At 70.2% G+C, this 22,974-nt stretch carries 16 protein-coding genes and 1 pseudogene; 15 read left to right on the top strand and 2 right to left on the bottom strand.

Features of this window, described 5'->3' with window-relative positions:
• The first annotated feature begins 46 nt into the window (after positions 1-46).
• On the top strand, positions 47-1,318 hold the full coding sequence (locus ACIA8X_RS12745; protein WP_399458286.1) for an amino acid deaminase: 1,272 nt from the start codon (positions 47-49) through the stop codon (positions 1,316-1,318).
• Between the two features lie 29 nt (positions 1,319-1,347).
• Positions 1,348-2,970, top strand: a complete 1,623-nt coding sequence (locus tag ACIA8X_RS12740; RefSeq protein WP_399458285.1) for an amidohydrolase family protein — start codon at positions 1,348-1,350, stop codon at positions 2,968-2,970.
• A 4-nt stretch (positions 2,971-2,974) separates the two neighbouring features.
• On the opposite strand, the gene ACIA8X_RS12735 is transcribed toward ACIA8X_RS12740, so the two are convergent.
• Positions 2,975-3,910, bottom strand: a complete 936-nt coding sequence (locus tag ACIA8X_RS12735; RefSeq protein ID WP_399458284.1) for a serine protease — start codon at positions 3,908-3,910, stop codon at positions 2,975-2,977.
• A 350-nt stretch (positions 3,911-4,260) separates the two neighbouring features.
• On the opposite strand from ACIA8X_RS12735, the gene ACIA8X_RS12730 reads away from it, so the two are divergent.
• The 9 genes from ACIA8X_RS12730 to ACIA8X_RS12690 all read left to right on the top strand — a co-directional run bounded on the left by ACIA8X_RS12730 (position 4,261) and on the right by ACIA8X_RS12690 (position 16,782).
• Positions 4,261-9,000 (top strand): DUF6531 domain-containing protein, encoded by a 4,740-nt coding sequence (locus tag ACIA8X_RS12730; protein WP_399458283.1) that lies wholly within the window; start codon positions 4,261-4,263, stop codon positions 8,998-9,000.
• Positions 9,001-9,058: 58 nt separating this feature from the next.
• Positions 9,059-9,802 (top strand): hypothetical protein, encoded by a 744-nt coding sequence (locus ACIA8X_RS12725; RefSeq protein WP_393448260.1) that lies wholly within the window; start codon positions 9,059-9,061, stop codon positions 9,800-9,802.
• Positions 9,799-10,239, top strand: coding sequence for a hypothetical protein (locus ACIA8X_RS12720; protein WP_399458282.1), 441 nt, complete (start codon positions 9,799-9,801; stop codon positions 10,237-10,239). The genes ACIA8X_RS12725 and ACIA8X_RS12720 overlap by 4 nt, the downstream gene beginning before the upstream one ends.
• Positions 10,240-10,343: 104 nt before the next feature.
• Positions 10,344-11,555, top strand: a complete 1,212-nt coding sequence (locus tag ACIA8X_RS12715; protein ID WP_393448264.1) for a pyridoxal phosphate-dependent aminotransferase — start codon at positions 10,344-10,346, stop codon at positions 11,553-11,555.
• A gap of 103 nt (positions 11,556-11,658) precedes the next feature.
• Positions 11,659-12,069, top strand: a complete 411-nt coding sequence (locus ACIA8X_RS12710; RefSeq protein ID WP_399458281.1) for a hypothetical protein — start codon at positions 11,659-11,661, stop codon at positions 12,067-12,069.
• A 291-nt stretch (positions 12,070-12,360) separates the two neighbouring features.
• A complete protein-coding gene (locus tag ACIA8X_RS12705; protein WP_399458280.1) occupies positions 12,361-13,422 on the top strand; it encodes a hypothetical protein in 1,062 nt (353 codons plus the stop codon).
• 15 nt (positions 13,423-13,437) lie between these two features.
• Complete coding sequence (locus tag ACIA8X_RS12700) at positions 13,438-14,607, top strand: toxic anion resistance protein (protein ID WP_393448270.1); 1,170 nt, start codon at positions 13,438-13,440, stop codon at positions 14,605-14,607.
• On the top strand, positions 14,604-16,178 hold the full coding sequence (locus ACIA8X_RS12695) for a substrate-binding domain-containing protein (protein WP_399458279.1): 1,575 nt from the start codon (positions 14,604-14,606) through the stop codon (positions 16,176-16,178). Before ACIA8X_RS12700 ends, ACIA8X_RS12695 begins: the two co-directional genes overlap by 4 nt.
• A gap of 19 nt (positions 16,179-16,197) precedes the next feature.
• A complete protein-coding gene (locus ACIA8X_RS12690) occupies positions 16,198-16,782 on the top strand; it encodes a hypothetical protein (protein WP_393448968.1) in 585 nt (194 codons plus the stop codon).
• 269 nt (positions 16,783-17,051) lie between these two features.
• Here ACIA8X_RS12690 and ACIA8X_RS12685 read toward each other — a convergent pair whose 3' ends face one another.
• Positions 17,052-18,875, bottom strand: coding sequence for a phosphoenolpyruvate carboxykinase (GTP) (locus ACIA8X_RS12685; RefSeq protein WP_393448274.1), 1,824 nt, complete (start codon positions 18,873-18,875; stop codon positions 17,052-17,054).
• A gap of 353 nt (positions 18,876-19,228) precedes the next feature.
• Here ACIA8X_RS12685 and ACIA8X_RS12680 point away from each other — a divergent pair, with 353 nt between their 5' ends.
• The 4 genes and pseudogenes from ACIA8X_RS12680 (at position 19,229) to ACIA8X_RS12665 (ending at position 22,972) form a co-directional block, all read left to right on the top strand.
• Positions 19,229-19,975: a hemolysin III family protein gene (locus ACIA8X_RS12680; RefSeq protein WP_393448276.1), complete on the top strand. Its 747-nt coding sequence runs from the start codon at positions 19,229-19,231 to the stop codon at positions 19,973-19,975.
• 103 nt (positions 19,976-20,078) lie between these two features.
• A pseudogene (locus ACIA8X_RS12675) lies at positions 20,079-21,575 on the top strand (MFS transporter).
• Positions 21,572-22,210, top strand: a complete 639-nt coding sequence (locus ACIA8X_RS12670) for a TetR/AcrR family transcriptional regulator (protein ID WP_393448278.1) — start codon at positions 21,572-21,574, stop codon at positions 22,208-22,210. The pseudogene ACIA8X_RS12675 and the gene ACIA8X_RS12670 overlap by 4 nt, the downstream one beginning before the upstream one ends.
• Before the next feature lie 33 nt (positions 22,211-22,243).
• Positions 22,244-22,972 carry a Mut7-C RNAse domain-containing protein gene (locus ACIA8X_RS12665; RefSeq protein WP_393448280.1) on the top strand — a complete coding sequence of 243 codons (729 nt, stop codon included), beginning with the start codon at positions 22,244-22,246 and terminating at the stop codon, positions 22,970-22,972.
• Positions 22,973-22,974 lie beyond the last annotated feature (2 nt).

The raw sequence follows: 22,974 nt of genomic DNA, 5'->3' as shown, positions 1-22,974 counted from the left end.
CAATGAGTGTTGCAGGGATTGCAACCTCGCAGATCAGGGAGGTTCCATGAGCAACGAGGCGCTCGCCCGCCTGGCCGAGGAACGCGTCGACCACCGCTTCAAGGGCCTCCCCCCGGACGCCGACGGCCTGACCGTCGCCGATCTGGCCGCCCAGCGCCGCAACCTCTTCACCGGCGGTTTCGCCACCCCCGTCCTCGCGCTCTCCGCCGAGCGCCTGGAGCACAACCTCGACCTCATGGAGACGTACGCCGCCCGCCACGGCCTCGCGTTCGCCCCGCACGGCAAGACCTCCATGGCCCCGCAGCTGTTCCAGCGGCAGATCGAGCACGGCGCCTGGGGCATCACGCTCGCGGTGCCGCATCAGGTGCGGGTCGCGCGGGCGTACGGCACCCGGCGGATCTTCCTCGCGAACGAGCTGGTGGACGCGGCGGCCCTGCGCTGGATCGCCGGCGAGCTGGCCGCCGACCCGGACTTCCGTCTCATCTGCTACGTCGACTCCGTGCGCGGCGTGCAGCAGATGGACGAGGCGCTCCGCGGCGCCGGGGCCACCCGACCGCTGGACGTCGTCGTCGAGTTGGCGGCCGGCGAGGGGGCCCGTACCGGGGTCCGTACGGAGGCGGAGTGCGCCGCCGTCGCGGACGCGGTGGCCGCCGTGTCGACGCTGCGGCTGGTCGGCGTCGCCGGGTACGAGGGCGAGGTGCCGAACGCGAACCCCGAGCGGGTGCACGCCTGGCTGCGGCGGCTCGTCTCCCTCGCCGCCGAGTTCGACAAGGCGGGCCGGTTCGCCGGCCTGGACGAGATCGTCGTCAGCGCGGGCGGCAGCGCATGGTTCGACGCGGTGGCGGACGTCTTCGCCGAGATCCCCGGACTGTCCCTCCCCGTACTGAAGTTGCTGCGCTCGGGGGCGTACGTCTCGCACGACGACGGCCACTACCGCAAGCTGACCCCTTTCAACCGGGTCCCGCAGGAGGGCGCCCTGGAGCCCGCGTTCCGGCTCTGGGCCCAGGTCGTCTCCCGCCCCTCCCCCGACCAGGCCTTCCTCAACGCGGGCAAGCGGGACGCGGCCTACGACCTCGATCTGCCGTTCGCCCAGGTGGTCCGCCGCGACGGCGCCGAGCGCCCGGCCACCGGTGTGTCGGTGACCGGCCTGTCCGACCAGCACGCGTGGCTGCGGACGACCGAGGAGGCGGACCTGGAGGTCGGGGACTGGGTCGGCATGGGGCTGTCGCATCCGTGCACGTCGTTCGACAAGTGGCAGCTGATCCCGGTCGCCGAGGCGGACGGGACCGTCGTCGACTACATCCGCACGTTCTTCTAGAGACACCCAGGACAGGGGAGGCAGCGGCCATGGAAGAGCTGGTGATCAGGGACGCGGAGGTCGTGGACGGCGGTGGCGGTCCCTCCTACCGCGCCGATGTGGTCGTCGACGGCGGCCGGATCGTGTCCATCGTGCAGGAGGCCGCCGCGGCCGGCTGCCAACGGCCCAAGGCGCGCCGGGAGCTGGACGCGGAGGGCCTCGTCCTCTCCCCCGGCTTCATCGACATGCACGCCCACAGCGATCTTGCGCTGCTGCGGGACCCCGACCACACCGCGAAGGCGGCGCAGGGCGTGACGCTGGAGGTCATCGGCCAGGACGGGCTGTCGTACGCGCCCGTCGACGACCGCACCCTCGCCGAGGTCCGCCGCGCGATCACCGGCTGGAACGGCTCCGGCGACGACATCGACTTCGACTGGCGGACGGTCGGCGAGTACCTGGACCGCCTCGACTCCGGTTTCGAAGGCCGGGGCATCGCCGTGAACGCGGCGTACCTCATCCCGCAGGGCACGGTCCGCGCGCTCGCCGTCGGCTGGGAGGACCGGGAGGCGACGCCGGACGAGCTGGACCGGATGCGGCAGTTGGTCGCGGAGGGCCTGGAGCAGGGCGCGGTCGGCCTGTCCTCGGGGCTGACGTACACGCCGGGCATGTACGCCAAGGACGCGGAGCTGACGGAGCTGTGCCGGGTGGTGGCGTCGTACGGCGGCTACTACTGCCCGCACCACCGCTCCTACGGGGCCGGGGCCCTTCAGGCGTACGAGGAGATGGTGGCCCTGACCCGGGAGGCGGGCTGCTCCCTCCATCTGGCCCACGCCACCATGAACTTCGGCGTGAACAAGGGCCGGGCCCCGGAGCTGCTGTCGCTGCTGGACAAGGCGCTCGCCGAAGGGGCCGACATCTCCCTCGACACCTATCCCTACACCCCCGGCTGCACGACGCTGGTCGCCATGCTGCCGAGCTGGGCGAGCGAGGGCGGCCCCGAGGCGATCCTGGCCCGGCTGTCGGACGAGGAGACGGCCGAGCGCATCCGCCACCACATGGAGGTCATCGGCGCCGACGGCTGCCACGGTGTGCCCATCGAGTGGGACACGATCGAGATCTCGGGCGTGAGCGAGGCGGCGCTCGGGGACTTCGTCGGCCGGACGATCCAGCAGTCGGCGGACGCGCGGGGCGAGGCCCCCTGGGTGACCGCGCGGCGGCTGCTGCTCGACGACCGGCTGGGCTCGACGATCCTCCAGCACGTCGGCCACGAGGAGAACGTACGGACGATCATGCGGCACCCCGTCCACACGGGCGGCTCGGACGGCATCCTGCAGGGCACGAAGCCGCATCCGCGGGCGTACGGCACGTTCCCGCACTATCTCGGCCGGTACGTGCGTGAGTTGGGGGTCCTGTCGCTGGAGGAGTGCGTGGCCCATCTGACCTCGCGTCCGGCGGCGCGGCTGCGGCTGCCGGACCGGGGGCTGGTCCGCGAGGGCCACCGGGCGGACCTGGTGCTCTTCGACCCGGCGACGGTAGCGGCGGGCTCCTCCTTCGAGGAGCCTCGCACGCTACCGACGGGCCTCCCGTACGTCCTGATCGACGGCCGTTTCGTGATCGACGACGGCCGCCGCACGGACGTACTGGCGGGACGGGCGATCCGTAGAACCGCCTAGCCGGTTACGGCTTGGGCAGCACGCACCCACTGGCGCTCAGGTCGAGCTTGTTGTCGACGCCGAAGCAGGCGTGGATCTGGTAGATCTCCTGGGCGTAGTTGATGCCCTGGCGGACGGTGACGTTGCCGCTCTCGTCCACCTCGCACGGGTTGTTGACCGTGCAGCGCTCGCCGTCCTCGTTGCCGGTGTTGTTGACGGCGACGACCTGGTTGGTGGCCTGGTCGATGACGGGAGAGCCGGACGTGCCGCCGATGGTGTTGCAGGCGGAGGTGTAGCGGACCGAGTCCTTGAAGGTCCAGTCGCCTTCCTTGAGCTGGTACGCGAATCCGTCGATGTTGCAGTTGTACAGCCGCTTCCAGTAGCCGGAGGCGACGGTGATGGCGGTGCCCTTGACCGGGTGGGTGTCGGCCACGGTGAGCGGGTTGATGCTGTACGAGCTCTTGATCTGCGCGTACGTCGTGGTGAGTTGGTAGAAGGCGACGTCCGTGTCGGTCATCGTCCCGTAGGCGATCTTGCTGGCCCGCAGCGTGCCGACCGAGCTGCCCGACGCGTTGAGCAGGCTGAACGTTCGGCTGGAGGCCCGGTCGACCACGACCTCGCCGGGTCCCGGCATGCCGGTCTCCAGACAGTGGCCGTTGGTCATCACCAGGGCCGGGTCGTTGTCCTCCGAGTCCGGGAAGCGGACGACGGAGCCGGAACAGTTGCTGAGCGCGACGGTGCCCGCGAAGTTCACGGCCTGAACCTTGGGGTTGCGGTTCAGGACCTGGCCGAGGGTGTCGGCGGTGGAGGCGACGGTGTCGTTGACCACCGACGTGATCGAGCCCGTGTCCGCGCTCTTGCCGAAGGAAGCGGCCGAGTCCACGGGAGCCGCGACCGCGGGTGCGGCGCCGGCCCCGGCTATCGCCAGGGCGAGGAGGGCGGCGCCGAGCGGTTTTCTCATGTGGGGGTCCCCTCATACGAGGAGGGTGACCGAAAAATTTCCGGTCACCCGCACTTTTGTCATGCGCATTCTCACGCAGGAGGGGGGTGCGGACAAGGACTTGATTACCGGCGAGTCAGGTCCATAGGGGTTTCCCTATCACGGCGGGAGAGGGGTTCCGAGCAGGCGACGCAGGACATTCACCGGACGGGGATGAGATCGCCACAACCGGCCGTCGGGGGCGCCGAGAGCTTTCGGACACAGGCCCAACTTACGCTCCATGTAGGCTAGTTGAGCGATCCGGCCCAACGTTTCTTCGGGTGCGGGGCAGGGAACGGGGGATTCCATCGGAGTAGGGGACGGGGGATTCCATGGGTGTCACGCTGCCGAGCTATCTCGACGAGGCCCTGGATCTCATCGGCGTCAGCTGGCCGAACGTCGACGAGGACGACTACCGCGAAATGGCCCAGGCCATGCGGGAGTTCGCCGACGACATCGATGACGGCGCCGCCGACGCCCACGCCGCGATCAGCGACCTGCTCGGCAGCAACGAGGGCATGGCCGTCCAGGCACTCGAGAAACACTGGGGCAAGGTCAAGGGCACCCACCTGTCCAACCTCGCCGAGGGGGGCCGGCTCGCGGCGACCGCGCTGGACGGGGTGGCCGTCCTGATCGAGGGCGCCAAACTCGCCGCCATCGCCCAACTGGGCATCCTCGCGGCCGAGATCGCGGCAGCCATCGCCGCGGCCCCGGTCACCCTCGGGCTCTCGACGCTGGGCGGCCTCGCCGGGACCCAGGTCACCCGGGTCGCGGTCAAACGCATCTTCCAGGAAGTGTGCGAACAGGTCGCCGAGCGGGTCATCGAGATCGCGATGGGCCCCGTCTTCGAAGCCATCGGATCCATGGCCGGCGACCTGGTCGTGCAGTTGGGCGGCAACGCACTCGGCGTACAGAACGGCGTCGACCTCGGCCAGACCGCCAAAGCGGGCAAGGAGGGCCTGAACGACGGCATCGACGCCGCCAAGGGAGCGGGCGGCTCCATGACCCTCGCGAGCGCCGGCGGCGGGAGCGGAGGAGGCGGCGGAGGCGGGGGCGGAGGCCAGTTCAGCCTGGACCCGGAGGCCTTCGACCGGGCGGGCACGAAACTCGCGGGCGCGGGCGGCAAGATCCGCGATGGGGCGGGCAGCAAGCTGTCCCGGGCCAAGTCTTCGCACGGCCGCACCAAGGGCCGGGACGCGATCGCAGACGCCGCCAACGCCATGCTGGACCAGGTCATCGACGGCATCGAGAAGGGCGTGAAGAACTCCGCCAAGCATCTCGACGAGAACATGACCAACGGCCTGAAGAGGATGGCCAAGAACCACGACGACAACGACCGCGGCATCGCCGACCACCTGGACGGCATCCGCAAGGGCGACGGCGGCAAGGACACCCCGCGCTCGCCGGGCTCCGGCGTGGGCACCTCCACCAACAGCACCGACACCGGCCCCGGACGAGGCGGCGACGGCTCTTCCCCGCTGCGGGACGGGGCGGACCGGGACCCGCTGGGGTCCGGCCAGCCGTCAGGGGGCCGCTGCAAGGGCGGCGACCCGATCGACCTGATCTCCGGCGAGATGATCCTCACGGAGACCGACGTGGAGCTGCCGGGGCTGCTCCGGCTCGTCATCGAGCGCACCCATGTCTCGTCCTACCGCTGCGGGAAGTGGTTCGGCCGCTCCTGGGCGTCCACCTTCGACCAGCGGCTGGAGGCCGACGGCGACGGCCTGGTCCTGGCCACGGCCGACGGCATGCTGCTGGTCTATCCGGTGCCCCAGCCGGATGTGCCCGTCCTGCCCGAGCACGGCCCACGGTGGCCGCTCACGTGGGACGGCACTCCCGGCTCGGTGATCGACGTCACCGACCCGAGCACCGGCCAGACCTTCCACTTCTCCCCCGTGGACGCGCCCGCGCCCGGCACCCCGCCCGGCGGCCGGGTGACCCTGCCGCTGTACGGGGTGACCGACCGAAACGGTCACCGCGTCGAGATCGACCGCACCGAGGACGGCACCCCCGTCGAGGTCTGGCACAGCGGCGGCTACCGGGTCGCCGTCGACACCGACGACCACCGGGTGACCGCGCTGCGGCTGCTGGACACCGAGGACGGCGGTCCGCAGGGCACCGTCCTGCGCCGCTACGGGTACGACGTGCACGGCGACCTCGTGGAGGTCGTGGACGCCATGGGCCATGCCGCCCGCTTCGCCTACGACGGCAACGGCCGCATCGTCGAGCGCACCGACCGGGCCGGCGGCTGGTACCGCTGGGAGTACGACGGCGCGGACCGCTGTGTGCGCGGCACCGGTGCCGGCGGCTTCCTGAGCTGCACCCTCGAATACGACCCGGTGGGCCGGGCCAACCGGTACACCGACTCCCTCGGCCACACCACCGTCTACCGGTACGACGAGCAGCGGAAGCTGACCGGCTGGACCGACGCCGTGGGCAACACCGTCCACCGCGTCTGGGACGGACCCGACCGCCTGGTCACCGCCACCGACGCGCTGGGCCGCGTCACCCGGTACGAGTACGACGATGCCGGGAACACCACCGCCGTCATCCGCCCCGACGGGCATGCCATGCGGGCGGTCTACAACGACCTGGGCCAGCCCCTGGAGGTCATCGAGGTGGACGGCGCGACCTGGCGCCACACCTACGACGAGCAGGGCAACCACCTGTCGGTCACCGACCCGACCGGCGCCACGACCGGCTACGCCCACGACGCGCAGGGCAACTCGACCACCGTCACCGACGCCTTGGGGCACACGCGTCGCATCGTGAGCAACCCGGCGGGCCTGCCGCAGACGCTCACCGACGAGCTCGGCCACACCACCACCGTCGAGCGCGACGCGTTCGGCCGGGTGAGCTCCATCGCCGACCCCGGGGGCCGCGTCGAGCGCTTCGGCTGGACCGCGGAGGGCCGGCCCGCCTGGCGCGAGCTGCCCGACGGTACGACGGAGACCTGGGAGTGGGACGGCGAGGGCAACCTCGTCGCCACCACCGACCGGGCCGGCGGCACGTCCCACTTCACCTTCACCCACTTCCGCCTGCCCACCTCCCGTACCACCCCGGACGGAGTCCGCCACGCCTTCAGCCACGACACCGAACTGCGTCTCACGGGCGTCGAGGACCCGGCCGGCCGCACCTGGAGCTACGCGTACGACGCGGCGGGCCGCCTGGTCCGGGAGACCGACTTCGCCGACCGCACGCTGACCTACCGCCCGGACCCGACCGGCGCGGCGGCCGCCCGCACCAACGGCGCCGGCGAGACCATCACCTACGTCCGCGACGTCCTGGGCCGCCCCGTGGAGGAGCACTCCGCCGACGGCGTCAGCACCTTCGCCTACGACCTGGCCGGAAGCCTGCTGCGCTCCGCCAACGCCACCACCACGGTGGAGCAGACCTACGACCCGCTCGGCCGCAAGCTCTCCGAGAGCGTCAACGGCCGCACCACCACCTGGACCTACGACGCCCTGGGCCGGCGCACCTCGCGACGCACCCCGTCCGGCACCGTGTCCACCTGGAGCTACGACGCCGCGGGCCGCCCCACCGCCCTGGACACCGAGGGGCACCGCCTGGACTTCGGCTTCGACGCCACGGGCCGGGAAATCCTGCGCGGCCTCGGCCCCGATCTCACCCTCGCCCACGAGTGGGACCCGGCCGGCCGCCTCGGCGCCCAGCGGCTCGCCCATGGCACCGAGGTCCTGGAGCACCGGCAGTACGCCTACCGCCCGGACGGGTTCCTCACCGAGATCCGCGACAACACCGGCGGCACCCGGCGCTTCGACCTCACCCCGGCAGGCCGGATCACCACCGTCCACGCCCAGGACTGGAGCGAGTCGTACGCCTACGACACCACCGGCAACCTCACCCAGGCCGACATCCCCGGCGCGGGCGGCCCCGACGACCCCGTGCGCGAGTACACCGCAGGCCGCCTGCACCGCTCCGGCCGCACCACCTCCACCTACGACGCGAACGGGCGGCTGGTCAGCCGGCGCACCCGGTTACTGAACGGCCAGACCCGCACGAGCAGTTACACCTGGAGCAGCGACGACCGGCTGACCGGCACCACGACCGCCGACGGCACCCAGTGGGTCTACGAGTACGACGCGGCGGGCCGGCGCACCGCCAAGCGCAGGCTCGACGCGGACGGCGGCACCGCCGAGGAGATCACCTTCAGCTGGGACGGCACCCGGCTGGCCGAACAGGTCACCGCCACCGGCACCGCGACCACCTGGGACTACCACTCCGGCACCCACCGCCCGCTCACCCAGCTCGACCGCCGCCCCGACGGTGACGCACGCTTCCACGCCGTCGTCACCGACCTGTCCGGCGCGCCGACCGAACTCGTCACCCCCGACGGCGCCATCGCCTGGCGTCTGCGCACCACCGTCTGGGGCTTACCCCTGCCCGGCTCCTCGGACGGCGCGCAGACGGACTGCCCGCTGCGTTTCCCCGGCCAGTACGCCGACGCCGAGACCGGCTGGCACTACAACTACTTCCGGCACTACGACCCGGAATCCGCCCGCTACCTCACCGCGGACCCCCTCGGTCTGTCCGCGGCCCCGAACGACTACGCCTACGTCGACAACCCCTTCACCATCGCCGACCCGCTCGGCCTCATGCCGGCCATCCACGGGCCGGGCGGCCGGTTCATGCGGGATCCCAACGCGCCGGCCATCCAGCACAACCGCGACAGCGAATACCCCAGCAGCTACCGCCAGTCCACCCACGACTCCATGGCCGCGCAGTGGACCGTGGAAGGACAGACGCAGGGCGGTGTCCCGGTCTACCCCGCCGGACACGCCAGCGCCGGGCAGCGGATCCCCCGTGACCAGCTGAACTGGTTCGACTCGAACGGCAACACGATCCCCAGCGACCAGCTGACCTACGAGCACAGACACCCGGTGGTCGACCACTGGAACCAGACCGGGTACAACTCCGACCGGCCCACCCGCAATGACTACTACAACGACACCAATAACATGGAGCCGATGACGCGCAGCCAGAACTCCAGCGGCGGCGGACGGATGACATCGACCTACCGGCAGGACACCGGACCGAACTACCGCTGCTCCTGACCCGGCAGCGGACGAACGTGCAGGCCAGAACGTCGAGTACGAGGAAGAGAGACTGACTATGGACCTGACGGCGAAGGTGTCCGGCCAGCCGGGCGCCGCACCCATCGAGGGCCTGCCCGACGCCTGGCACTGGTCACGCGTGATCTTCAACTTCGACGCCGTCCTCACCCAGGACCGCGAACACGCGCTGGAGTTGCGCGTCATGGGGCGCTACGACGCCGACCTGGCCCGCGCCGTCCTGGAATTCGCCCGTGAGCACAGCGCTCGTATCGTCGCGAGCGACCGGCCGCTCGTGGCGCTGGACGGATTCGCCTGCCCCGGCTGGGAATTCGACACCGTCGCCGCCGTCAGCCCCGACGTCCACGAGAACCACGCCCAGGACGACCCCGAGCTGCACAAGGCCACCTACACGCTCTTCCCGGCCTACCGCTGCGAGTTCTCGGGAACGGAGACCGTGGACGAAGCGGTGCATCTGTTCCGCCTGGCGCTCCAGCCGACCAAGCTCGACCGGGAACCCGTGCCGTTCCTGCGGATGCGCTACGACAACACCCGCACCAGGAGCCACAGCGTCGGCCCCGACCGCGGCCTGGCCCCCCTGTCCGTCCTGCTGAACGAACTGTCGCTGCTCGACGGCGCCCCCGGCAGCTGGGTCGAGTGGGAGAACCGCGTCGGCAGCGTCCTGAAGGCCGAATCGGGCGCCGCCCTGACGCTGCACTCCGCCTCCGGCGACCGCAAGGTCACCACCGACGAGCTGCTCAGCCTCGCCGAACGGTCCGTCGTCCAGGCCGACGCCACCGCATGACCCGAATCCGGGCGACGGCGTGGAACGGTGACACCTGGGACGACCCCGCCGAGGACACCCTGTACGACCTCCTCAGCGAACTGAACCTCGTCCACCGCTTCCTCGTCGTCGAGCGGATCGAGTCGACTGACCCATCCGGCTCATCTGACCCATCTGACCCATCTGGCCCATCTGGCCCATCTGCCGTATCTGACCCATCTGGCTCTTCCCTGTCGTCCGACCCCGGGCAGCACTACATCCAGGTGTACCTGGAGGACGACGGCAGCTGCCTCGTCGAGTACCGCGAGGGCGGACCGCACGCCCACTTCCAGGCCCGCGTCCCCGCCCCTTTCGCCTTCCACGGCCATGACATCGCCGCCGGTGCCGTCAAGAGCTGGGCACGCGACGACGACCACTGGCGGACAGCCCTGCCCTGGGCGCCGCTGGACGGCCTGTAGGACAGCCAGTAGGACGACTTCCGGCGATAACAGCCCAAACCCACACGTCTCACGTGTCGGAAAACACGGCCCAAGGGGCTTTACCGAGCCGTAAGCTCCTTGACATGCAGGTGATCCAGTCGACCAAGCTCGCCAACGTCTGTTACGAGATCCGGGGCCCGGTGCTCGAGGAGGCGATGCGGCTTGAATCGGCGGGGCATCGGATCCTCAAGCTGAACACCGGAAACCCGGCCGCGTTCGGCTTCGAGTGCCCGCCCGAGATCCTGGAGGACGTCCTCCGCAACGTGTCGTCGGCGCATGGCTACGGCGACGCGAAGGGCCTGCTGGCCGCGCGTCGGGCCGTCGTCATGCACAACCAGACCCTCGGTATCGAGACCGACGTCGAGCACGTCTTCATCGGCAACGGCGTCTCCGAGCTGATCGTCATGGCCATGCAGGGACTGCTCGACGACGGTGACGAGGTGCTTGTCCCCGCCCCGGACTACCCCCTGTGGACCGCCGCCGTCTCCCTGTCGGGCGGCACCGCCGTCCACTACCGCTGCGACGAGCAGTCCGACTGGATGCCCGACCTCGCCGACATCGAGCGCAAGGTCACCGACCGCACCAAGGCCATCGTCATCATCAACCCCAACAACCCGACGGGGGCGGTCTACGACGAGGCCATGCTCCGGGGGCTGACGGACATCGCCCGGCGGCACAACCTCCTGGTCTGCTCCGACGAGATCTACGACAAGATCCTCTACGACGACGCCACGCACACCCCGACCGCCGCCATCGCCCCCGACCTGCTCACCCTCACCTTCAACGGCATGTCGAAGGCGTACCGGGTGGCCGGCTACCGGGTGGGGTGGATGTCGATCTCGGGCCCCCGCGCCCACGCCGACTCCTACATCGAGGGCCTCACGATCCTCGCGAACATGCGGCTGTGCGCGAACATGCCCGGTCAGCACGGGGTCGTGGCCGCGCTCAGCGGGCGGCAGTCCATCCAGGACCTGGTGCTGCCAGGGGGGCGACTGAAGGAGCAGATGGATGTCGCCTACGAGCTGCTGACGCAGATCCCCGGCGTGACATGCGTACGGCCGAAGGGTGCGCTGTATCTCTTCCCGCGCCTCGACCCCAACGTGTTCAAGATCAAGGATGACCGGCAGATGGTCCTTGACCTGCTGCGGCGCGAGAAGATCATGGTCGTCCAGGGCTCGGGCTTCAACTGGCCGGAGTCGGATCACTTCCGGGTGGTGACCCTGCCGGCGGTCACGGATCTGCGGGACGCGGTGGGGCGGATCGCGCGGTTCCTGGACGGCTACAGCCAGCCGTGACGCTCACGCTGGGTGTACGCGCGGCCCTGTTTTGCGAACCGCTCAACTTTAGACGGAATCTAAGCTAGGATGGTTTCCTGTCAGCGCACAGGAGGCCATCCCCATGTACGAACCGATCCGCACCAAGTCGGTCCACAGCACGATGGCCGGCGACCCCACGGACTTTCCGCACCGCTCGCGTGAGGAAGAGCTGGACATTCAGCTCGCGAGCCATCTCGCTGCGCTGCTTGCCGTGACGGACGAGTTGCGCGCGGCTGCGCCCTCGGAGGACCTGGACCTCGCGGCCGAGCAGCTCGCCGGCCAGGTGGCCCGGCTCCGGGAGGGACGTAAGCCGGCCCGGGCGGCCGGCTCCGCCCGTGACCCGAGGGTTGCGGCACTGCACGCGCGTGCGCATGCCCTTGCCGGGCGGGCGTTGGTCGTTGCCGCGTCTCGTGCCGATACGGCTGCCGCGATTCTCGCCGCCGAGCGTATGGATGCGCATGCCGCTGCGCAGGAGTTGACCGGCGTCAGCTGAGCGCCCCTTGAACGGCCCCGGTCCGCGTGCACCCGCAGCGACGCGCGGACCGGGTGCCACAGCACTGCGTTGGCTTTGGCCGCGTTCGCCGGTTCGCCGTGACGGTTTGTGTTGTGCGGCGACTGCGGGTTGTCTGTGGCTTGTCGCGCCCACGCGGCGGAGCCGCATATCGACACAGCCCCGCGCCCCTAAAAGCCTTGCAGTCCCCCGTGTTGTAACGGGACCGGGGTGACACCTCCCGTTCATCCTTTTTGCCGGGGAACGTTGGATTCCGCGAGCACTCTCCCTCGCGTGAGACGTATCGCAGGAATCATCCTCGCGGTGGTGCTGATCGGTGGCGTGGTGGTTGCCGTCGTCGCGGGCCGCAGTCATGAGGACGGCACGGCAACGAAGACCGTGCAAGCGGTGATCGGGTCGGAGAAGGCCGAGTTCTTCGCCGATCCCGACGTGGTGGAGGCCCTGGCCGCCAAGGGCTACACCGTGAAGGCCGAGACCTCCGGGTCCTGGGCCATGGAGGGGCTGGACCTCAAGGGGTACGACCTCGCGCTGCCGTCGAGTCAGGCGCCGGCCGTCGAACTCGCCGCGAAGTACAAGGTGACGGGGACGCTCCCCCGCCCCTTCTACTCGCCCCTCGTCGTCGTGGCGCACAAGAACGCCGCCGAGGTGCTCGCGGCGAACGGGCTCGCCACCCTGGACACCGAACACCGCGGCACCTTCAGCATGGCCGCCTATCTGGACGCCGCCCGCGCCGACCGCACCTGGCAGCAGCTCAAGGGCGCCCAGAAGTACGGGGAGTTGACGGGCACCCTGTACCTGTCCAGCACCGATCCCGAGACCTCCAACTCCGGCGCCCTCTATCTGGCCGCCGCCTCCTATGTCGAGAACGGCGGCAAGGTCGTCGCCACCGACGCCGAGGTCGGCCGCACCGCCCCGCTGCTGCGCAAGCTGGTCAGCGTGCAGGGCGCCCAGCAGTCCGGCAGTGACGCCGTGTTCCGGGACTTCGTCAGCGGTGCGGGCAACCCGCTCGTCGTGGTCTACGAGTCCCAGGTCGCCTCCCTGCTGGCGGAGGGGCAGCAGCCCGACGACCTGGTCGTCCTGTACCCGGACACCACGGTCAACAGCGACCACACCGTCGTACCGCTGACCGAGGGCGGCAAGGCCGTCGCCGAACTCCTCTCCTCGGACCCTAAGTTGCGCGAGCTGGAGGCCCGGCACGGGTTCCGCCCGCAGGGCGAGGCCGACGAGTTCGCCTCGGACACCACCTACCTCAAGCAGGAACTGACCGGCGTCCACCAGGCGGCCGTGCCCACCTCCAAGGTGCTGCACGAGCTGGCGCGACGGGCGCGCGGATAAGGGGGGCAGCAGCACATGAGCAGCACTGACGACACCTTCGTCCTCACTCCGCCCGAGCCCGTGGCCACCGTGCCGCGGGAGAAGGTCGGCGGACTCGTCCCGGTCGACGACGGCGTCCGTACGGACATGGCCAAGAAGGCCTCCGACTACGTGGAGGGGCTCGCGGCGCTCGACGCCCGCTCCCCCGAGTTCGCCGGCAAGGTCGGTGAGATCACCGCCCTGGGCGCCGGTGACATGCGCACCGCCGCCGCCCAGTCCAACCGCATGCTGGAGCGGACCATCCGAAGCCTGCCCGACAAGGGCGGGGACGCCCAGTCGCAGGTCGCCGGCTCGCTCGTCGAGCTGCGGAGGGTGGTGGAGGACCTGGATCCGCGGGATCTGCCCGCCTCCAAGGGGCGCAAGTTCCTCTCCAGGCTCCCCGGCGGCAACAAGCTGCGCGACCACGTCGCCAAGTACGCCTCCGCACAGGGCACCCTCAACAAGATCGTGGGGTCGCTGCGGGGCGGGCAGGACGAGCTGCGGCGGGACAACGCCGCCCTGCAGACCGAGCGGGTGCGGCTCTGGGAGTCCATGGGCAAGCTCCAGGAGTACGTCGTGCTGACGGAGGCCCTGGACATGGCCGTGGAGCAGCACATCGGGCAGGTCGTGGATCCCCAGCAGGCCGACAGTCTGCGCGCCGACATCCTCTTCCCGGTCCGGCAGAAGCACCAGGACCTGCTCACCCAGCTCGCGGTGTGCGCGCAGGGCTACCTCGCCATGGACGTCGTACGACGCAACAACGAGGAGCTCATCAAGGGCGTCGACCGGGCCGCGACCACGACCGTCTCGGCGCTGCGGATCTCCGTGATGCTGGCCTCCGCGCTCGACAACCAGAAGAAGGTCATCGAGCAGGTCAACGCCCTGCGCGGGACGACCGAGGACCTGATCCGGGGCAACGCCGAGATGCTGGCCACGCAGAGCGGCGAGATCCAGCGCATCGCCGCCGACCCGGCGGTGGGCGCGGAGACCCTGCGCAGCGCATTCCAGCAGATCTACCGCACGCTCGACGCCATCGACACCTACAAGGTCCAGGCGACCGAGGCGATGGCGACGACCGTGGAGAACCTGACCGCCGAACTGCAGCACGCGAGCGCCTACTTGGACCGCAGCCGTTCGCGGGGCGCGCTGGAGGGTGGGCTCGGATGAGACACCCCCAAGGCCCCCAAGGCCCGCGACGCGGCGGCCGCCTGCTCGCCGCCGCCCTCTCCGCGCTCGCCCTGCTGACCGCCTGCACGTCGGAGAAGGCCACCGACGACCCGAACCCCAACGCCCCGCGGCCCGGCACCCTCCGCGTCCTCGCCTCCAGCGAGCTCAGCGACATGACCCCGGTCCTGGACCGGATCGCCGACGACACCGGCATCGAGGTCCGGCCCACCTACATGGGCACCCTCGACGCCGTGGAACTGCTGGCCAAGGGCAAGGCGGACGGGCAGTACGACGCGCTGTGGCTGTCCTCCAACGACTATCTGCGGCTGCGCCCTGAGGCGGCGAAGAAGGTCGTGTCGGAGACGCCGGTGATGTCGAGCCCGGTCGCGATCGGCGTCAGGTCGACGACGCTCGGCTCGCTGGGCTGGAAGCCGGACGACGTCACCTGGTCGCAGATCGAGCAGGCCGTCCAGGACGGCGGGCTCAGCTACGGCATGACCGACCCGGCCCGCTCCAACTCCGGCTTCGCCACCCTCGTCTCCGTCGCCTCGGCCCTCTCCGGCGCCCAGTCCGCGCTCACCGACGCGGACGTGACCAAGGCGACGCCCCGGCTGAAGGAGTTCTTCACGGGGCAGAAGCTGACGTCGGGTTCGTCGGGCTGGCTGGCGACGGCGTACAAGCGCCGCGGGAACGTCGACGCGCTGCTCAACTACGAGTCCGTCCTCAAGGGCATCCCGGGCCTGACCGTGATCCGCCCCAAGGACGGCGTCGTCACCGCCGACTACCCGCTCTCCTCCCTCGCCTCCACGAACGCCGCGACCCGCGACGACGTCCGCCGCCTCACCGAGGCCCTGCGCACCGAGGACGTCCAGCGGCTGATCACCGAGCGCACCCATCGCCGCCCGGTCGTCGCCTCCGTCACGCCCGCGCCCGGCCTCGACACCGGCCGACGGCGCGAACTGCCCTTCCCGGGCAGCCGTTCCGTCGCCGACGGACTGCTCGACTCGTACGAGAACGAGCTGCGCCGCCCGTCCAGGACGGTCTACGTCCTGGACACCTCGGGCTCGGTGGAGGGCGACCGCCTGGCGCAGCTGAAACAATCGCTCGCCGACCTCACCGGCGACTTCCGCGAACGCGAGGAGGTCACGCTGATGCCGTTCGGGTCCGAGGTGAAGAGCGTGCGCACCCATGTCGTGGAGCCGGCCGACCCGAAGGCCGGGCTGGACGGGATCCGCAAGGACACCGAGGCCCTGTCGGCCGAGGGCGACACCGCGATCTACACCTCGCTGGAGAAGGCGTACGACCATCTGGGCACCGGCCGGGACACGTTCACGTCGATCGTGCTGATGACGGACGGCGAGAACACCACCGGCGCCGAGGCGGCGGACTTCGACGCCTTCTACGCAGGGCTCGACCGCGACAGGCGCGATACACCCGTCTTCCCCATCCTCTTCGGCGACTCCGACGAGTCCGAGCTGGAGCACATCGCCGAGCTGACCGGCGGCCGTCTCTTCGACGCCCAGGAGGGCTCGCTGGACGGCGCCTTCGAGGAGATCCGTGGCTACCAATAAGCCGGCCGCGAGCAGGGCACTGGCCTACCTGGAGTCCCGCAAGAACATCGCGGGGAGCGCGTGCGGGCTGGTCGGCCTGGTGCTGACCTTCACGGGGGTGGCGGGCCCGTACTGGCCGGTCGTGGTAGCGGGCCTGTACGGCGCGGGCGCCCTGATCGCCCCGCCGGAGCGCCCCGCACCACCCGACTTCCCGGACCCGTCGGCTCAACTCGACGAGCTGCGGGACGACTTCGAGGAGCTGCGCGGCTATCTGACGAACATCGACCTGTCGGTCACGGCCGCGGCCCGACTCCGTGAACTCACCGAGCTGCTGACCGCGTTGCTGGACCGTGGCTGGGTGGCAGACCTCCTCGCCCACGACCCGGAGGGCGTGCACATGCTCTCCCGCATCGTCCGGCGCGATCTTCCCGAGGCGGTCGACAGTTTCGTACGAACGCGGTGGTGGACACGGATGACGCCGGGCACGGAATCCCCCGAACTCCATCTGGAACGCCAGCTGGGCCTGCTGAGGAAGGAGGCCGAGCAACTTGCAGCGGCCCTGCGGGAAACGGAGGCAAGACGCCAGGAATCCCACACCCGCTACTTGGAAGACCGCTCACAGTAGCCCACCCAGGGGCGCGGGGAACTGCGCGACCAGCCCCCACGGCGCCGCACCCGGCACACGACGACAACCCCAACGGCGAGCCTCCGCACAGGCGAAGGCCTGCCGCCGCACACTCCCGTCGGGGCGGACGGAAACTCGCGACGACAGGCCATGGCTCCGCACGCCGTTGTACGGAACCTCGCCGGTCTGTGGTGCACCGCGGCCGGCCGTGACGATATTGCTGGTCAGGGCACGATCGGAGCCGGCCGCGGCGTATAGGGGGGCGGGCCTCAGCCCAGGCGCGAAACCAACGCCCGGTACTCGTCCCACAGCTCCTTCGGCGTGTGCTCACCGAAGGTATTGAGGTGATCGGGAACGAGCGCGGCCTCCTCGCGCCAGACCTCCTTGTCGACGGTGAGCAGGAAGTCGAGGTCGGAGTCGGCCAGTTCGAGACCGTTCGTGTCCAGGGCACCCTTGGCCGGCAGGATGCCGATCGGGGTCTCGACGCCCTCGGCCTTGCCGTCGAGGCGCTCGACGATCCACTTCAGGACGCGGCTGTTCTCGCCGAAGCCGGGCCAGACGAACTTGCCCTCGTCGTTCTTGCGGAACCAGTTGACGTAGTAGATCTTCGGGAGCTTCGCCTGGTCCTTGCCCTTGGCGACGTCGACCCAGTGGCCCATGTAGTCACCCATGTTGTAGCCGCAGAACGGCAGCATCGCGAACGGGTCGCGGCGCAGCTCGCCGACCTTGCCCTCGGCGGCGGCGGTCTTCTCGCTGGCCACGTTGGCGCCGAGGAACACGCCGTGGTTCCAGTCGAAGGACTCCGTGACCAGGGGGACGGCCGTGGCGCGGCGGCCACCGAAGAGGATCGCCGAGATCGGCACGCCCTTGGGGTCCTCCCACTCGGGCGCGATGATCGGGCACTGGGAGGCCGGGACGGTGAAGCGGGCGTTGGGGTGGGCGGCCGGCGTCTCGGAGGACGGCGTCCAGTCGTTGCCCTTCCAGTCCGTCAGGTGGGCCGGGGTCTCCTCCGTCATGCCCTCCCACCAGATGTCGTTGTCGTCGGTGAGGGCGACGTTGGTGAAGACCGAGTTGCCCCACAGCGTCTTCATCGCGTTGGCGTTGGTGTGCTCACCGGTACCGGGCGCGACGCCGAAGAAGCCGGCCTCGGGGTTGATGGCGTACAGCCGGCCGTCCTCGCCGAAGCGCATCCAGGCGATGTCGTCGCCGATCGTCTCGACGGTCCAGCCGGAGATGGTGGGCTCCAGCATGGCGAGGTTGGTCTTGCCGCAGGCGCTCGGGAAGGCGGCGGCGACGTACTTGGACTCGCCCTGCGGCGGGGTGAGCTTGAGGACCAGCATGTGCTCGGCCAGCCAGCCCTCGTCGCGGGCCATCACGGAGGCGATGCGCAGGGCGTAGCACTTCTTGCCGAGCAGGGCGTTGCCGCCGTAGCCGGAGCCGTAGGACCAGATCTCGCGGGACTCGGGGAAGTGGGAGATGTACTTGGTGCTGTTGCACGGCCAGGGCACGTCCTGCTCGCCCGCCTCCAGCGGCGCTCCGAGCGTGTGCACGGCCTTCACGAAGAAGCCGTCCTCACCGAGCTCGTCGAGGACGGGCTGCCCCATGCGGGTCATGGTGCGCATGGAGACCGCGACGTAGGCGGAGTCGGTGATCTCGACGCCGATCGCGGAGAGGTCGGAGCCGAGGGGGCCCATGCAGAACGGGACGACGTACATCGTGCGGCCGCGCATGGAGCCGCGGAAGACGCCCTTCTCACCGGCGAAGATCTCCCGCATCTCGGCGGGGTCCTTCCAGTGGTTCGTCGGGCCGGCGTCCTCATCCTTCTCGGAGCAGATGAAGGTCCGGTCCTCGACGCGGGCGACGTCGGTCGGGTCGGAGGCGGCGTAGTACGAGTTGGGGCGCTTGATCGGGTCGAGCTTCCTGAAGGTGCCCTTCGCGACGAGCTCCTCGGACAGGCGCTCGTACTCGGCCTCGGATCCGTCACACCAGACCACGCTGTCCGGCTGCGTCAGTTCGGCGATCTCGTTGACCCACGAGACGAGTTCCCGGTGGTGGGTGGGGACGACGGGGGGAGCCGCGATGTCGCGCGCCACGGTTGCTCCTAAGTGAGGGGTTTTGTCCTGAATATGCCCTTGTATGCCCCGTGGGGGCCGCGACCCGGATGCTTCGCGAGGGATCTACCGCTGGACCTACCGTCCGGATCTTTCGCGCTCATCCGGTGCCGACCGCACTCATTTGATCATCCGACGCGTCTGCGCATATGTCCAGAGGGCGTCACAAGTGAGCGGCGTGAGCATCGCCACTCATCCAGATGTTTTCGATGCGTCACCACGGCTTCACCGCGGGTGTGTCCATCCCGGGTACCCCATGAGACGATGGCCACTTAGGGACGCCCATCTGGCCGCCCTGACGCGTAACTTACGGTTCCGTAGGTACGATGCCCCCCATGACTGCGCCCGTCCCCGACGCGCCCAGGGACACGCGAGCTGCCGGCCGCGGTTCCGACGCGCCCTCCTTGCCGCACCAGATCGCGCACCACGCCCAGCACCTCTCGGAGGAGATAAAGCCGAGACTCCGGGGCTGGCTGCATCTGGGCATGTTCCCGGCCGCGCTCGTCTCCGGCCTGGTGCTCACCGCCCTCGCGGACTCGCCGCGAGGCCGTCTCGCCTGCGGGATCTTCGCCCTCACGGCCTGTCTGCTGTTCGGCGTGAGCGCGCTGTACCACCGGGGCAACTGGAGCCCGCGCATGGACGGCTTCCTGCGCCGGCTGGATCACGCCAACATCTTCCTGATCATCGCGGGCACGTACACCCCACTGACGATGCTGCTCCTGCCGGAGGCCAAGGGTCAGTGGCTGCTCTGGGGCATCTGGGGCGCCGCCGCGGCGGGCATCGTCTTCCGGGTGTTCTGGGTCGGCGCCCCGCGCTGGCTCTACACCCCCTGCTACATCGCGATGGGCTGGGCGGCCGTCTTCTTCCTGCCGGACTTCATGCGCACCGGCGGCATCGCGGTGCTGGTCCTGGTGATCGTCGGCGGTCTCCTCTACAGCGCCGGCGGCGTGATCTACGGCATCAAGCGCCCGAACCCGTCACCGCGCTGGTTCGGCTTCCACGAGGTCTTCCACTCCTTCACGCTGGCGGCGTTCATCACGCACTACGTGGGGATCTCACTGGTGGCGTACCAGCACGGGTAGCCCACCACGCAGGTTCCTCAAGGGCCACGGCTTTCGAGCCGTGGCCCTCTTTCGCGCCCAAAAATATTGACGGCCACACTCTTTTGAGAGTTACTCTCATTTCATGGTTGCTGTCACTACACATGAACGCCGTTGGTGGGCGCTGGGCGCCCTGGTCGCGAGCATGCTCACGCTCGGCTTCGACATGACGATCCTCAACGTGGCGCTGCCGACGATGGCCGCCGACCTGGGCGCAAGCACCGGCCAGCAGCTGGGGGTCCCCCCAGGCGTTTAGCACTGGGGGAGGATGGCCGACGCGTACGTCGTCGTCTTCGCGGCGCTGATGCTCCCCGCGGGCCTGCTCGGCGACCGCTTCGGGCGGCGGCGGATGCTGATCACGGGGCTCGGGATCTTCCTCGTCGGGTCGCTGGTCGGCGCGCTGGCCGGCGACGTGAACACGGTGATCGCCGCACGCGCGGTTATGGGTGTGGGAGCGGCCCTGGTCACCCCGCTCGCGCTCGCCGTCCTGCCCTCGCTGTTCGGCGCCGACGAGCGCACCAAGGCCGTCGGCATCGTCTCCGCCGCCTCAGCGCTCGGGCTGCCGCTCGGCCCGATCATCGGCGGCTGGCTGCTGAACCACTACTGGTGGGGCTCGGTCTTCCTGGTCAACGTCCCGATGGCCGCGATCGGCATCGCCGCCTGCGTCTTCCTGCTCCCCGAGACCCGGGACCCGGCCTCCCCGAAGGTCGACGCCCTCTCCACCGCGCTCACCGTGACCGGCCTCGGCGCGCTGATCTACGCGATCATCGAGGTGCCCACGCGAGGCTGGGCCAACGCGCTGGTCCTGGCCATGGTCGCCGCCTCCGTCCTGCTGATCACCGCGCTGGTGCTGCGCGAACGGCGGGTCGAGCGCCCCATGCTCGACATGAGCCTGCTCGCCCGCCGCGGCTTCCTCTTCAACACCATCGCCGCGACCCTGGTGATGTTCGTCCTGACCGGCCTGCTGTTCGTACTGCCGCCGTATCTCCAGGCGGTCCTCGGCCACGACGCGCTCGGCACCGGCATCCGGCTGCTGCCGATGATGGGCGGCGGTCGACTCCGGCTACGGCTTCACCGCGCTGTGGCTCTCCCTCACCGGTCTCGGCTTCGGCTTCTCGCTCATGCCCGCCATGAGCAACGCCCTGGGCACCCTGCCCCGCGACCGCGCCGGATGGGGGTCCCCCCACGCCTTTAAGGCAGTGGGGGAGGGTCCGGGCTGCTGATGACCTTGCGTCAGGTCGGCGGCGCGATCGGCATCGCGCTGCTCGGCAGCCTGCTCTCCAGTACCTTCCGGGACCGGCTCGACGTCACCGGGCTGCCCGCGCGGGCCGCCGACACCGCCGGGGAGTCCGTGGTCGCGGCGCACCTCGTCGCCGAGCGGGCGGGCCCCGCAAAGGCAGCGGAGCTCGCGGCCTCCGCGAACAGCGCCTACGTCCACGGCATGGGCGTCGTCCTGCTGGTGTGCGGCGTCGCGGCCCTCGTCGCCGCACTGCTGGCGGCCGCGTTCCTGCCGGGCACGCCTCGCGAGAAGAGCCCCGAGACCCCGGACTTGGCCGCGGAGCACGCCGATGCCCGACAATGACCCCCATGACCCCCGCACGCCGCTCTCCCCTCACCGACCGTCCCCAGCTGGGGCTTCGTGAACGGAAGAAGATCAAGACCCGGACGGCGATCCGCGACGCGACGTACGCGCTCATCCAGGAGCAGGGCTACGACGCCACCACGATCGAGCAGATCGCCGAGCGCGCCGAGGTGTCGCCGTCCACGGTCTTCCGCTACTTCCCGACCAAGGAGGACATCGTCCTCACGGACGAGTACGACCCGATCCTGCTGGCCGAGCTGCGCAAGCGGCCGGCGGACGAGCCGTGGATGGAGTCCCTGCGGTACGTCATGAAGCTGGCCATCGTCGCGGCGACGCAGGAGGATCCCGAGGCCGTCCGGCTGCGGTCGCATCTGTTGGTGCAGGTCCCCGCGGTGCGGTCCCGGATGCTGGAGAGCATGTCGGTCACCGGCCGGATGCTCGCCGAGGCCATCGCCGAGCGCACCGACATGCCACGGGACAGCTTCGAGGTGCGGGTCTTCACGATGTCCCTCATCGGCGGCCTCGCGGAGATCTCCCTGTACTGGGCCGAGAAGGACTTCGAGGACGACCTGGGCGACCTCCTGGACCGCGCCCTGGACGTCATCGAGCACGGCCTCCCCTCGAAAAACACCTGAGGCACGAGCCCGGGGGCGTGACATCCTGGCCGGGTGAACGGTCCCGAGATCCAGGTCGAGTTCGCCCCCGAGCTGCGCCTGTTCCTCCCCAACGGGCGGCGCCAGGACGGTGCCGCCCGGGTCGCCGCCGACGGTGTCTCGACCCTCGGCCATGTCGTCGAGTCCCTCGGCGTCCCGCTGACCGAGGTCGGCACCCTGGTCGTGGGCGGCCGGACGGTGCCGGTGTCGCACATCCCGGCGGCGGGCGAGTCCGTGGCCGTACGGCCCGTCGAGCGCCCCCAGCGGGTGCCCGGCGCTCCCCTGCGCTTCCTGCTCGACGTCCACCTCGGCACCCTCGCCCGCCGTATGCGCCTGCTCGGCGTGGACACCGCGTACGAGTCGACGGACATCGGCGACCCGGCGCTCGCCGCCCGCTCGGCCGCCGAGCAACTGATCATGCTCAGCCGCGACCGGGGCCTGCTGCGCCGCCGCGAACTGTGGGCCGGCGCCTACGTCTACAGCACCCGCCCCGAGGACCAACTCCGCGACATCCTCGAACGGTTCCGCCCCGAACTGCGTCCCTGGACCCGCTGCACCGCCTGCAACGGCCTGCTCAAGGAGGCCACCAAGGAGGAGGTGGCGAACCAGCTGGAGGGCGGGACGCGGCGGTCGTACGACGTCTTCGCGCAGTGCACCCGGTGCGGGCGTGCGTACTGGAAGGGCGCGCACCACGAGCAGCTGGTCGCCATCGTGGAGCGCGCCCTCGCGGACTACGCGAGCTGAGA

Origin of the sequence: Streptomyces sp. NPDC051738 (genome assembly GCF_044453205.1) — a bacterium.
Lineage (GTDB): Bacteria > Actinomycetota > Actinomycetes > Streptomycetales > Streptomycetaceae > Streptomyces.
Note: the sequence above shows the minus strand (reverse complement) of the source record. Positions and strands in the feature narration are given on the sequence as shown.